A 12,989-nucleotide genomic window follows, 5' to 3' on the forward strand; every position below is an offset into this window, starting at 1 on the left:
ATTGCCGAAGTTGTGCGGGCGCTGCCGTGGAGTATTTGTCCCATAAGTGTGTACGAAATTCCAGCCCGGAAAATACACCATCTCTCCCTGGGACTATACACCTAGGAGCCAAGGCCGGGGTAAACGTGGCCGTGCTGGACGGAAAAATCGACCAGCACACCAGCCCCAAGGTGTACTACCACGCCGGGCTGCTGTACGAAATCAAAGTCGCCGGGCCGCTGTCGGTGCAGCCGGAACTGCTGTATTCGCTGCAGGGCACCGAAACCAAGTCTGACTTCGAAAACTACGATACCCGACTGCATTACCTGACGCTGCCGCTGCTGGCCAAGGTGCATCTGGGGCCGTTGTTTGTGGAAGGCGGGCCCCAGTTCGGCGTGCTGCTTACCGCCCGCGACGCGGGCACCATGCTGGTTTCGGCGCCCGGCGCCACCACGCAGTATGGCAGCACCAGCCGGCAGGTGGAGGACAGCTACAAGAGGGGCGACTTGAGCCTGTGCGCGGGCGCCGGGGTGAAATTCGGACCGTTGCTGCTGGGGGCCCGGTTCAATGCCGGCCTCAACGACATCAACGACGTGAAAAGCGTGAGCGGCGTCAACGACCCCAAACTGCACAACCGCGTATTCCAGGGCTACGTGGCGCTGCAGCTCGGCGACGACTAAGCGGCCGGCTTGCTACTTGCTGCCCGCCGCGGCCGGGCGCCGGTTGTATTCCGTCACGATGCGAACCATGTCCTGGTACTGGTAGTCCTTGCCCTTCTGCTTTATTTTCTGCGCCAGGGCGGGGTAATCGGCGAAGTACGTGCTGACCTCGAATACGAAGCGGCTGCGGTCAATGACCGTCAGCTCGTCGTTGCGCTTCAGGTACCAGTGGTTTTTGGTGTAGGGAATCGAGGCCAGCGGAATCAGCCCGAATCCAATGATGGGCAGCGGCACCGGGATGCCCTTTTCCTCGGCGTAGTTGAACAGCTGCACTGGTCCGTCGACCAGCCGGCAGGCCAGTACGTGCAGGCTTTTGCCCTTTTGCTGCAGCGTTTCGAAATAAAAGCCATGCACCGTCATAGACCGGATTTTATCGACGCTGATGTACTTGGGCTTCGGAAACGGGCGCACCTCCGGGTGGGTGAGGTAAAAGGAAATGGTCTTCTCGAAGCCGTTGACGCTGCCGGGGAAATAGCCCTTCACCAGCCGGCCTTCGGGCGTGAGGACCTCACCGGGGGCATGGGCGGTTTTGCGGCTGGTGTCGGCTAGCCGGCTGGTATCGGAAGCCTGGGCATGAGCAGCGGGGCGGGCCGTAAAAAGGCCAACGGCCAGCACCGCAGAGAATCGGGTGAGCATACAGAGGTGGGAAAAATAGTGTTGGCAGATAGAGTCTTAGGTCACGAAGGTGCTAAGCCCGGCGCAGCCGTCAGCCCTGACCTTGGAAAGCTCAGGTTAGGCAATCAAAGCCAGCAGCGCCGCCGCAATGCTGGGCCAGGGCTGGTTTAAGTCCAGGGTAACGACCCGAACTGAATGGCCGCCGAGGGTGTAGCGCACATCCACGGCCTGGGTGGCGGCGGGGTAAAGCAGGATGCCTCCCAGCTGCTGGCCGGGCAGAGCGGGCTGGTTCTGCAGGTAGGCGTAGAGCTGGTAGAGGTGGGGTGAAATCAGCTTCTGCTGATCGTAGCGGGGCCTGAGGGCGGCAGCGTAGTACTTGGTGTCGAGGATGATTTTGCGCGCCGGACTTTCCAGCGACGTATCCGTAATCATGGCCGGTAGCAGCGCCAGCGCTTCGGCCGTGGCGGCCTGCGCCTGCCACTGAATGGTTTCCGACAGCACCCGGAAGTGACGCTGCTCGAGGCGGTAGAAGTTGCGCACGAAGGCTTCAAACAGCTGAGCCATGAGCCGCTCGTCGCGGCGGAAGTCGCGGAAGCGGGTGCGGCCGGTGGTGGCGGCTTCGGGCAGGGCGCAGTGGTGAATGAGCTCCAGCACATTCAGCAGAAAAGCCTCCGTGCCCGGCAGCCGAAGCCGGCGGACCCGGCGCAACGTCAGCGTGGAAAGCGGCGTCGGCGCGAGGTCGGCGGGGAAGCGGCGGCGCAGCGCGCGAAGCTCCTGACGCAACGGGGCCGGCAGGCTGCGCACAGTGCTGAGCTGGGTCAGGGCACCCAGCAGCAGCTGATTGAAAGGCGTGGCCGGGCCCAGCTCATCGAAGCGGCACACGGCGCGGCCCCGGCGCAGCAGGTCGCGGCTGAGGGTGTCGGTCAGCAGCAGGCGGCCGCGCAATTCGGGCAGCTCCTGCTCGCGCTCAGCATAGGTGTTTTCCAGCCCCCGCCGCAGCAAGCGCCGCGTCCCGGTGGTCAGCACGCGAGCAAGCAGCTCCAGGGGCCGGTGAAAGGCCGTGGCCGTGGTGCTCAGCAGCACTTCCTGCTCGGGCAGGCGGTTCCAGGCGTAGCACAGCAGGTAGTACAGGTTCTGAATCGGAATCATGCGGCCCTTAGTTGCGCAGCAGCCTGCGGCGCTGGGCGGCCGCTTTGGCGGGCTGGTCGAGCCAGTACTCCTCCAGCAGGGGCCCGACTTCCTGCTGCAGAATCAGGGTAAGCCACTCCTCGGCGGCCTCCGGCGCGGTGGGCGGCTGGCAGAAGTAGCTGTGGCCCAGCTGAAAGTCGGGGCCCAGCTCGGGGTCGTCGGCAATCGTCTGATTGAGCTCGGTAAGCCGGGCCACGAGGCGGCTGCTGACGGCGGCGGGTACGCCCTGCGCGGCCAGCACCCGGACCAGCGGGGCCCCAAACTCGGGCTCCAGGCGCAGAAAGGCAAAGCGGCGGCGCAGGGCGTAATCCAGCGGGACCAGAGAACGGTCGGCGGTATTCATGGTACCGATGACGTACAGATTGGCGGGCACGAAGAAGCGCGGGGCCTCGGCGGGAGCGTACGGCAGGCGCACGGCGTGGGCGGGGCCGCGCTTGTCGGCTTCGAGCAGGAGCAGCAGCTCCCCGAAAATTCGGCTCACGTTGCCCCGGTTTATTTCGTCAATCAGCAGGAAATGCGGTTTTTCGGGGTCCTGGGCAGCTTTTTGGCAAAAGTTGAGCAGCACGCCGGGCGTGAGCTGAAAGGTGCCGCGCGCGTCGGGGCGGAAGCCCTGGATGAAGTCTTCGTAGCTGTAGCTGGGGTGAAACTGCACCAGCTCCACCCGGGCTGCATCGGTGGCGCCCAGCTCCAGCCAGGCCAGCCGCCGCGCCAGAAACGTCTTGCCGGTGCCGGGCGGACCCTGCAGGATCAGGTTGCGGCGGCGGTGCAGGGCGGCCAGGGCTTGGTCCAGCGCGGCATCCGAAATAAACAGCTCCTGCCGGGCCTCGGCGCGGGTGTAAGGCTGCGGGGCCGCGGCGTCGTAGGCGGCCGCGGGCTCCTGCACCTGCCCTGGTAGTGCCGGAATGGAGTGGCGGGCCGGACCGGTGTAGAGGTCCTGCATGGCCTGCTGGGCCGCCACGTCCCCGTCGAGGGTGGGCGAACTGGCCAGCGTGGGACGCTTGGTGGCAATGGTGAAGTCGAGGCGCTCCAGCACCTGATTGGTGGGCGCGCCGGCGGGCAGCGGCCAGGTGGCATCGGGCCGGGCGGTGGCCAGGCGCCAGGCCTGCTGGGCTACGGCCCGCGGCGGGTAGCGCCGGCCCCGGTACACGAGGTCGTATACGGTGCTGGCGGGAACGGCCAGGGTCGTGCGGTCGAGGTGGCGCAGGGCGCGCAGCACCTGTTCGCGGGTGAGCTGAGCAGGGTCGGGAGTAGAGGCAGGCATTCGGCTAAATGTACGCGCAAAACCTACGCGGCACCTGGTGGTGCGCAGTAGTACGCGCCAAGGGGTGGAAATGGCCGCCAGCAGCAGAGCGGAGAAATAAAATCTGCGTTTTTTTGTAAAGTACCTTGCTTTACACAGTACCCGTATATATGTTTGTGCAGTTATTCACAGCCGGGCCGACTATCTTGCCGGCCCGCGGCTAAATCCCCAGCCGCCACCAGAGCAGACGGACCCGACGGCTGAAAATATCCCCCTACTTTTAGCCCGCCTACAGGCAGCTATTCTCTGATTCCCCGCATCTGTTGCCAACCCGGCCGGGCGCAATCCGGCTTCTGTCCCTGACGCTCCTTTTCCCACATTCTCCTTTCCCATATGAACAAAGTCCTTACCGTTGCCGTCTGCCTGCTGAGCACGGCGGCTCTGGCCCAACAGGCCCCCTCGGCCCCGGCCAATCCGGCGCTGCAGCTTTACCGGGCGTCGGCTACCAAGACCAACGACCTGGTCCATACCAAGCTCGACGTGCGCTTCGACTACGCCAAGCGCTACCTCTACGGCAGGGAATGGGTGACGCTCAAGCCCCATGCCTACGCCACCGACTCGCTCCGGCTTGATGCCAAAGGCATGGACATCACCAAGGTGGCCCTGATGAACGGCGAGCAGATGACGCCGCTCACCTACGACTACACCGACAAAGCCAACCTGCGCATCAACCTGGGCAAGGCCGTGGCCCCGGGCACGAGCTACACCGTCTACATCGAGTACACGGCCAAGCCCGACGAGCTGAAGGTGGAAGGCAGCGCGGCTATTTCCGACGCCAAGGGCCTGTACTTTATCAACCCCGACAGCACCGAAAAGGGCAAGCCGGTGCAGATCTGGACCCAGGGCGAGACGGAAGCCTCCTCGGCCTGGTTCCCGACCATCGACCGGCCCAACCAGAAGACGACCTCCGAAATCAGCATGACCGTGCCCAGCAAGTACGTGACGCTGAGCAACGGCCGCCTCGACTCCTCCAAGCCCGCCGGTGCCGGCCTGCGCACCGACACCTGGAAGATGGAGCTGCCCCACGCGCCCTACCTGTTTATGATGGCCGTCGGCGACTTCAAAATCTACAAGGACACGTGGCGGGGCAAAGAGGTGAGCTACTACCTCGAACCCAAATACGCGCCCTTCGCCAAGCAGATTTTTGGCAACACCCCCGACATGCTGGAGTTCTTCTCGACCCGCCTGGGCGTGGAGTATCCGTGGAATAAGTACGCCCAGGTGGTGGTGCGCGACTACGTGAGCGGCGCCATGGAAAACACCTCGGCCACGCTGCACGGCGAGTTTGTGCAGATGACCGACAAGCAGCTGGTCGACCGGGAGTATCAGAACGAGTCGGTTATTGCCCACGAGCTGTTTCACCAGTGGTTCGGCGACTACGTGACGGCCGAAAGCTGGAGCAACCTGACGGTGAACGAGAGCATGGCCGACTTCTCCGAAGGCCTCTACGCCGAGCACAAGTACGGCGCCGACGCCGGCGATTCGCACAACCACCGTAACCTGCGCAACTACCTGCGCAGCCCCGCCGATGCCCAGAAGCAGCTCGTGCGCTTCCACTACGCCGACAAGGAAGACATGTTTGACCTGGTCAGCTACCAGAAGGGCGGCGCCATCCTGGACATGCTGCGCACCTACCTCGGCGACGACGTATTCTTCGCCGGCCTGCAGAAATACCTCAAGGACAATGCCCTCGGCAACGGGGAGGCCCACCAGATGCGGCTGGCCATGGAAGCGGTGTCGGGCAAAGACCTGAACTGGTTCTACAACCAGTGGTACTACAGCACCGGCCACCCGCTGGTGAGCATCGACTACAGCTGGGACGCGGCCAAGAAGGTGCAGTCCGTGACGGTGAAGCAGAACCAGCCGGGCCAGCCGTTCCAGCTGCCCTTCGCCATTGATTACTGGGTGAACGGCAAGCCCCGGCGCCAGCGCGTGATGATGACCGAAGCCAGCCAGACCTTCACCATGCCGCTGGCCTCCAAGCCGGACCTGGTGGACGTGGATGCCGAAAAGACGCTGCTCTGGCAGCAGACCGACAACAAGCCGATGGCCGAGTTTGCCTACCAGTACGCTCATGCGCCGCTGTACGTAGCCCGCCGCGAGGCTCTGCTGGCCGCCGACGCCAAGCAGGCCACCGACCCGGCCGCCCTCAAGCTGCTGCTGGCCGGCCTGAGCGACAAGTTCAACAACCTGCGCATGGTGGCCGCCGAGCGGCTGAAACTGGACGATAAAGCCGTAGCCAAAGCGGCCGCGCCGGCTCTGCGCAAGCAGGCCGCCGCCGAAAAGAATTCGCAGGCGCTGGCAATGGAGCTCACGGCCCTGGCCAAGCTCAAGGACAAGCGCGACGAAAAGCTGTTTACCAAGCAGCTGGCCGATAATCCGTCGTACGTGGTGCAGGCCGCCGCGCTGCAGGCCCTGGCTACGGCCAACCCGACGCTGGCCCTGAGCAAAGCCCAAACGCTGGAAGGCACCGACCAGGCGGCCCTCAGCCAGGCCGTGGTAGGGGTGTATTCCAAGAACGGGGGCCAGGCCCAATGGAGCTACGTGCGCGACAAGTTTGACGCGGCCGGGGGCCAGAACAAGTTCAGCTACTTCGAAGGCATGGGCACCATGCTGGGCCGCCTCGACGACCCGAAAGCCTTTGCCGAAGACGTGGAGCGCCTCAAGACGCTGGCCATTACCTACAAGCGGTTCGGCGTCGACCAGCCCACCATTGCCATGATCCAGGCGGCCGTGAAGCAGCAGGCCGGCAGCACCAATCTGGCCGCCAATCAGGTAGTGGCCGACAAGGCCGTAGCCGAGATTCAGGCCGCCAAGTAGTCGGCTGATTCAAGCACAAAGGCCGTTCCGAGCTAGCTCGGAACGGCCTTTGTGTGGGCGGTAAAGCCGCTTATTTCTTCTGGGTCGTCTTATTTTTGCCGCTGGGCTTGTCCTTGATGGTTTCCTCGTTGGCCTTCTCCTTGTTCTTGGTAGCGGGGTCCGTGTGCTTGGGCGTGGTGGTGGTCTGAGCCATAATCGGGGAGGTTAGAGGTGGATGGATACGGGCTATACGCAGCCCGGGACCAGACGTTGAATTCCGGGCCGGGTTCCGGTCGTCTTACCCCTCCACGCCCACCGTACGCCGGATGCCCAGCTTCTTCATGCGGGCTTCCAGGGTTTTGGGGTTGATGTCGAGCAGCCCGGCCGCGCCGTGCGGGCCGCTGACCCGGCCGCCGGTACGGTGCAGGGCCGCCAGGATATGGTCGCGCTCCTGGTCGCGCAGGGTTTTGAGGGGCACGTGGTCGGGCAGTGCCGGCGCTGCCGGAACCGTAGCTCCCGAAAAGCCGGCAAACTCCAGAAACGCCCCCGACGACACGATGACGGCCTGTTCGAGCACGTGCTCCAGCTCCCGGATGTTGCCCGGCCAGCCGTAGTGCTGCATGGCCCGCAGGTCCCGCTCGCGCAGGCCGCGCACGGGCCGGGCCAGCTGCTTGGTAAAGCGCTCCAGGAAGTGGCGCAGCAGCGGCTCAATGTCCTCGGGCCGCTCGCGCAGGGCGGGCAGCCGGACCGGGAACACGTTGAGCCGGTAGTACAGGTCGGCGCGGAAGCGGCCGGCAGCCACCTCGTCTTCCAGCACCCGGTTGGTGGCCGCCACCACGCGCACGTCGGTGTGAATCACGCGCCGCCCGCCGATGCGCTCAAACTCCTTTTCCTGCAGCACCCGCAGCAGCTTGGCCTGCAGATCGAGCGGCAGCTCCCCGATTTCGTCCAAGAAGATGGTGCCGCCGTCGGCCAGCTCAAACTTGCCGATGCGCCGGTCGTGGGCCCCGGTAAAGGCCCCCTTTTCGTGCCCGAACAGCTCACTCTCAATCAGCTGGGCGGGCAGGGCGGCGCAGTTGAGCTTGATCAGGGCCCGGCCCTGGCGCGGCGACAGGTTGTGCAGAGCCCGGGCCACCAGCTCCTTGCCAGTGCCGGTTTCGCCGCTGATAAGCACCGTGGTATCGGTGGGAGCTACCTGGGCAATGCGGGTCTGGACCTGCTGCATTACGGCGCTCTGCCCCACAAAATCCTCGAAGTGGCCGGTGGTATTGATTTCGGCGATGAGGTAGGTGCGCTCCTGCTCCAGCTGGGCCCGCAGGGTTTCGATCTGCTCGAAGGCAAACAGGTTGCGCATGGCCAGGGCAATCTGCGGAGCCAGGCTGATGAGCAGCTCCAGGTCGGTGGGCTGAAAGTCGCCGCCCTGGTGGCGGGCCAGAATGAGCGCTGCGGCCGCCTCGTTGGTAATGCCCAGCGGCGCGGCTATCATCGACTTGGCAGCATGCTTGGCCCGGATGTGCCGCATCAGGCGGTACTGCTCGGCCAGCCGCCCGTAGTCGGCCCCGTTGTAGATGGCGGGCTGAAAAAACAGCTCGAAGGCTTCGGCCTGCATGGCCTGGTACTCGGGCACATGGTCCCAGCGGTTGGGGTCGAGGACGGCAAAGGTGCCGTCGGGCTGCTTGGCAAGCTCGGCAAAAGCCTTCACCACGCCCTGCTTCTGCACGCGCACCCCAAAAAAGTCGCAGGGAATAACGCGGTTAATTTCGGTGGCCACGGTGCGGAACAGCTCGGTGCGCTCCTTGATGCTCAGCAGAGCATTGTTGACGGCCAGCTGCATGGTCTTTTCTCGCTCCCGGCGCTCCACTTCCTCGAAGGCCAGCGTGTTGCTGACGGCCACGGCCACCAGGCTGCCGATTTTTTCGAGCAGGGCCAGATCGGAGTCTCTGAAGTCGGGTGCCCGGCGCGAGGCCAGGCAGAGCAGCCCGATGACCTGCCCGCCGGTGCGCAAGGGCACGGCCGTCAGGCACGCAATGCCTAAGTTACGCAGGAAGCCAAACATGGCGAAGTCGGGGAAATCCCGGATCAGCTCCGGCAGGGCCAGCGTCCTGACGTGCGCGTCGGCCAGAAAGCGCTCCACCGGGGTGCCCCGCCACGGGGTCCGCTGGAGCGGTTGCGGCTCCTGCGCCGCAGCGTCCAGGTCGCTGACGTAGTCGCGCAGCAGGACCCGCTTGTAGTAGCCTTCCTGGTCGACGGTGAGGATTAGGATAACGTCGAAAGGAAAAATGAGCCGGAGTTTCTCCGTCACGATTTTAAACAGCGCCTCCTTGCTGCGGGTGGTGGCAATGGCCTCGTTCAGGTACAGCAGCAGGGATTCCTCTTGGTTAACCATGGTCATTTTTCCTGAAATAGCAGGACTCAGATTAAGGTATTCCTGATATATAAGGGAAGCAAGACGCCGCAGGTTTTGTTCTGCCGGGCGGCTTGAAAAATAATCAGGCGGTTTGCAGCGCCCAGCAGCCGTTTTTGGAAAGGTTAATCGGATTTTAATGTCTTGGCACAGGGTTAGGTAAGCAGCAGGCCTACACAAGTCGCATAATCGTATGCTTTCCCGACCACAAATCACCGTACCGCTATTGACCCTGGGGTTGCTGGTGGGCGGCGCGGCCCGCGCCCAGCAGGGGCCCGTCCTTTCCGATCCGCTGGCGCTGGACGGCACCATCCGCGCCGTGCTGGATGCCAACCCGGCCATTACCACGCTGGAGGAAGAGGTGAATGCCGCTGCCAGCCGCGTAACGCAAAGCCGCGGCGGCTTCCTGCCCCAGGTGACCGGCACGGCTACCTACACGCGCATCGACCCGGTGGTGAAGCTGCAGCTGGCGGAAGGGCAGCCCGGGTTTCAGCTGGCGCCCAACAACAACTACGACGCCCACATCACCATTCAGTACGGCGTGCTCGACTTCGGCAAGAAGGACGCCACCTACAACCTGGCCGAAAGCCGGCGCCTGACGGCCGTGGACCAGATCAACGTGACGCGCCGGGACCTGGCGTACTCGGCCGCGCAGGTGTACTACAACATCCTATTCGTGCGCGAGAGTATCAAGGTGCAGGACGCCCAGATTGCCTCGCTCCGGCAGCACCAGCGCGAAATGGAGAAGCGCGTGGCAGGCGGCGTGAGCACCCGGTTCGACGTGACCACCACCCAGGTGCGCATCACCCAGGCCCAGAACACCCGCATCGACCTCGAAAATCAGCTCAACAATCAGCTGGTGCAGCTGGCCCGCTACCTGCACCAGCCCGCGTATGCCGACGTGCCGGTGCGCGGCGCCTTTGCCTACCAGCCCCAGGTGCTGGACGTGCCGGCGGCGCTGGCGCAGGCCATCGAAAACCGGCCGGAGGTGAAGCTGGTGCGCGACGCGGAAAACACGGCCGCCCTGAACCTGAAGGTGCTTGAGCGGGCCAACATGCCCACGCTCGGCGTGGGGGCCCAGCTGGGCGGCAAAAACGGCTATCTGCCCAACCTCGACAAGTTTCGGCCAAATTCGGTGGGCGTGGTGCAGCTGGCGGTGCCGATTTATGACGGCAACAAAAACAAAAACCAGCGGGTAGAGGCCCTGGCCAACATTCGGGGAGCCCAGGCGCGCATTCAGGATACTCAGGAGCAGATCCGGGCCGATGTGCGGCAGGCGGCCAACAACCTGCAGGCCAGCTCGGCCCGCTACGACAACGCCCAGCTGCAGATTGCCCAGGCCACCGACGCGCTGACCCGCGCCAAGGCCCGCTACCGCTACGACGTGGGCCCCAACCTCGACGTGCTGGACGCGGAAACCTCGCTGGCCCAGGCCCGTCTGGCCCGCCTGCAGGCCATCTACAACTACACCCTCGGCCAGTACCAGCTCAAGCGCGCCACCGGTACCCAGATCTGGTAAGCGGCGAAACCGGGATTCAGGCGGCTGCCCGCCCTGGGCCCGCCCCTTTGGCCCGAAGGGCATTTTACTAACTACTTCCCGCCCAATTCCTTCCCTGCCCATGACCCTGACCACCGTTTTGTGCCCGCTTGATTTTTCGGCTGCCTCGGCCGGGCTGGTGACGTATGCCGCCGCGCTGGCCGTGGCGGCCGGGGCCGAGCTGCGTCTGCTGCACGTGCAGGAAACCCCGCCGGCCCTGGCCGGTTCGGTAGCCGAGCAGCTGGCCGCGCACCGTGCAGTGGCCGCGCAGGCCGGGGCCCGCGTGAGCACCGTGGTGCTGCCCGGCGCCGCCGCGGCGGCCATCGTGGCGGAGGCCCGCCGCTACCCCGCCGACCTGATCGTGATAGGTGCCCACGGCCAGACCGGCCTGACGCGCTTTCTGATGGGCAGCACGGCCGAAGCCGTCGTCCGCACCGCTCCGTGCGCCACGCTGCTGGTCAAGCCCAGCCCGGTGGATGCGTACCGCCAGTCGGCCTGACCGGCCCCTTTTTTGTTTTCGATTCCGACATCAACTCCTCGTCTTCAATACCTTCCCGATATGGCAACCCCCGTTCAACCCGATCCGGCCGCAGTACCCACCGCCCCCGCCGGAGCCGCTCAGCCCGCCTCCGAGCCCGCCGTGGAAGCGCAGCCCACGGGCCGCTCCAAGCGTCCCCTGATGTTCATGGTTCTGGCGCTGGTACTGCTGATGGGCGGCTATTATGGCTGGCAGCGCTACCAGTTCGGGCAGGCGCACGAAGAAACCGACGACGCCCAGGTAGAAGGCGACGTGTACCCGGTGCTGCCCCGCGTGGCGGGCCCGGTGCTGGAGGTAAAAGTAGAAGACAACCAGGTGGTGAAAAAGGGTGACGTGCTGCTGACCCTGGACCCGGCCGACTATCAGCAGCGGGTGAATGCCGCCGAAGCGGCGTTGGCCGCGGCCCAGGCCAACGTGGTGGCGGCCCGCGCCGGCGTGGGCACGGCTCAGGCCACCGTCAGCTCCGCGCAGTCGGCCATCGGCGTGAGCGACGCTACCCGCTCCAAGCTGGAAAAAGACCTCAAGCGCAGCCAGTTCCTGCGCCGGGAAGACATTATTCCGCAGAGCGACCTGGACGCGGTGCAGGCCAATCTGCAATCGACCAGAGCCCAGCGCGCCACGGCGGCCAACCAGGTGAACGTGGCCCGCCAGCAGGTAGTGGCGGCCCAGCAGCAGATTGCCGTGGCCCAGGCCGTGGTGAAGCAGCGTCAGGCCGACCTCGACAACGCCCGCCTGCAGCTCAGCTACACGACCCTGGTAGCCCCGGCCAACGGCGTGGTGAGCCGGAAGAACGTGCAGCCCGGCCAGGTCGTGGCGCCCGGTCAGCAGCTGATCGGGCTGGTGGCATCGGAGAAAACCTGGATCATCGCCAACTTCAAGGAAACCCAGCTGGCCACCATGAAAGTGGGGCAGCCGGTGAAGGTGGAAGTGGATGCCTACCCCAACGAGGAGTTTGCGGGCCACGTCGAGTCATTGTCGGCGGCCACCGGCGCCCGCTTTGCCCTGCTGCCGCCCGACAATGCCAGCGGCAACTTTGTGAAGGTAACCCAGCGCGTACCCGTCAAGATTGCCCTCGACAAGCTGGACGCCGAGCACCCGCTGCGGGCCGGCATGAGCGTCACGGCCACCGTGCAGGTGAAGTAAAGTTTTTAGGGTCTTGGGGACTTGGGGTCTTGGATGTTGCGTCGACAAATTTCCAATCCTTTAACCCCCAGGGCTATGCTGAAGTGGATTTTTGCGATGGCGCCTCAGATTCAGTTTCGCCCGCGTACGGGCTCGAACGAAATCCAGGCCCCCAGGCCCCCAAGACCCCAAGCTCCTACTACATGGAAACCGGATTAACCAAGTGGATTATCGTCATCACGGTGGTGCTGTGCTGCCTGCTCGAGCTCATTGATACCAGCATCGTGAACGTGGCGCTGACCCAGATGATGGGCAACCTCTCGGCCACCCAGCAGGAAGTGAGCTGGGTGGTGGCCTCCTACGGCATTGCCAACGTCATCGTGATTCCGATGACGGGCTTCCTGGCCGAGCAGTTCGGCCGGCGCAACTACTACTTTGTGTCGGTGGTCATCTTCACGCTGGCTTCCATTGCCTGCGGCCAGAGTACCAACATCTGGGAGCTGGTGGCCTTCCGCTTCGTGCAGGGCATCGGGGGCGGCGCGCTCATGGCTACCTCCCAGGCCATTCTCATCGACACGTTTCCGCCCCGGCAGCTGGCCCTGGGGCAGGCGCTGTTCGGCATGGGCATCATCATCGGGCCCACCATCGGCCCCACGCTGGGCGGCTACATCGTGGACAGCAACCTAGGGCGTGTTCTCAATTTAGCCAGAGGGTGATGGCGCGTAGTTGGATAAACGCGGCGTAGGAATCGGCGAGCTTATCGTAGCGCGTGGCCACGCGTCGGAACT

At 64.5% G+C, this 12,989-nt stretch carries 11 protein-coding genes; 6 read left to right on the forward strand and 5 right to left on the reverse strand.

The features are described 5' to 3' along the window. The first annotated feature begins 26 nt into the window (after positions 1–26). Positions 27–659, forward strand: coding sequence for a porin family protein (locus tag ABD842_RS14535; protein ID WP_345115373.1), 633 nt, complete (start codon positions 27–29; stop codon positions 657–659). A 12-nt stretch (positions 660–671) separates the two neighbouring features. Here ABD842_RS14535 and ABD842_RS14540 read toward each other — a convergent pair whose 3' ends face one another. From ABD842_RS14540 to ABD842_RS14550, 3 genes are all read right to left on the reverse strand, one after another. Next, complete coding sequence (locus ABD842_RS14540; protein ID WP_345115347.1) at positions 672–1,334, reverse strand: hypothetical protein; 663 nt, start codon at positions 1,332–1,334, stop codon at positions 672–674. A 96-nt stretch (positions 1,335–1,430) separates the two neighbouring features. Then, positions 1,431–2,462, reverse strand: a complete 1,032-nt coding sequence (locus tag ABD842_RS14545; RefSeq protein WP_345115350.1) for a 5-methylcytosine restriction system specificity protein McrC — start codon at positions 2,460–2,462, stop codon at positions 1,431–1,433. A gap of 7 nt (positions 2,463–2,469) precedes the next feature. Further along, on the reverse strand, positions 2,470–3,762 hold the full coding sequence (locus ABD842_RS14550; protein ID WP_345115352.1) for an AAA family ATPase: 1,293 nt from the start codon (positions 3,760–3,762) through the stop codon (positions 2,470–2,472). Positions 3,763–4,134: 372 nt separating this feature from the next. On the opposite strand from ABD842_RS14550, the gene ABD842_RS14555 reads away from it, so the two are divergent. After that, positions 4,135–6,621 (forward strand): M1 family metallopeptidase, encoded by a 2,487-nt coding sequence (locus ABD842_RS14555; protein ID WP_345115355.1) that lies wholly within the window; start codon positions 4,135–4,137, stop codon positions 6,619–6,621. Between the two features lie 70 nt (positions 6,622–6,691). On the opposite strand, the gene ABD842_RS14560 is transcribed toward ABD842_RS14555, so the two are convergent. Further along, positions 6,692–6,814: a hypothetical protein gene (locus tag ABD842_RS14560; protein WP_345115357.1), complete on the reverse strand. Its 123-nt coding sequence runs from the start codon at positions 6,812–6,814 to the stop codon at positions 6,692–6,694. 84 nt (positions 6,815–6,898) lie between these two features. Further along, positions 6,899–8,992 carry a sigma 54-interacting transcriptional regulator gene (locus ABD842_RS14565; RefSeq protein ID WP_345115359.1) on the reverse strand — a complete coding sequence of 698 codons (2,094 nt, stop codon included), beginning with the start codon at positions 8,990–8,992 and terminating at the stop codon, positions 6,899–6,901. 205 nt (positions 8,993–9,197) lie between these two features. Between ABD842_RS14565 and ABD842_RS14570 the strand changes: the two genes are divergently transcribed. The 4 genes from ABD842_RS14570 (at position 9,198) to ABD842_RS14585 (ending at position 12,917) form a co-directional block, all read left to right on the forward strand. Then, a complete protein-coding gene (locus ABD842_RS14570) occupies positions 9,198–10,523 on the forward strand; it encodes a TolC family protein (protein ID WP_345115362.1) in 1,326 nt (441 codons plus the stop codon). Between the two features lie 100 nt (positions 10,524–10,623). Further along, positions 10,624–11,040: a universal stress protein gene (locus tag ABD842_RS14575; RefSeq protein ID WP_345115365.1), complete on the forward strand. Its 417-nt coding sequence runs from the start codon at positions 10,624–10,626 to the stop codon at positions 11,038–11,040. Positions 11,041–11,100: 60 nt separating this feature from the next. Then, positions 11,101–12,222 (forward strand): HlyD family secretion protein, encoded by a 1,122-nt coding sequence (locus ABD842_RS14580; protein WP_345115367.1) that lies wholly within the window; start codon positions 11,101–11,103, stop codon positions 12,220–12,222. A 182-nt stretch (positions 12,223–12,404) separates the two neighbouring features. Continuing rightward, positions 12,405–12,917, forward strand: a complete 513-nt coding sequence (locus ABD842_RS14585) for an MFS transporter (protein WP_345115370.1) — start codon at positions 12,405–12,407, stop codon at positions 12,915–12,917. Positions 12,918–12,989 lie beyond the last annotated feature (72 nt).

Source organism: Hymenobacter algoricola (assembly GCF_039539525.1).
GTDB classification, from domain to species: domain Bacteria; phylum Bacteroidota; class Bacteroidia; order Cytophagales; family Hymenobacteraceae; genus Hymenobacter; species Hymenobacter algoricola.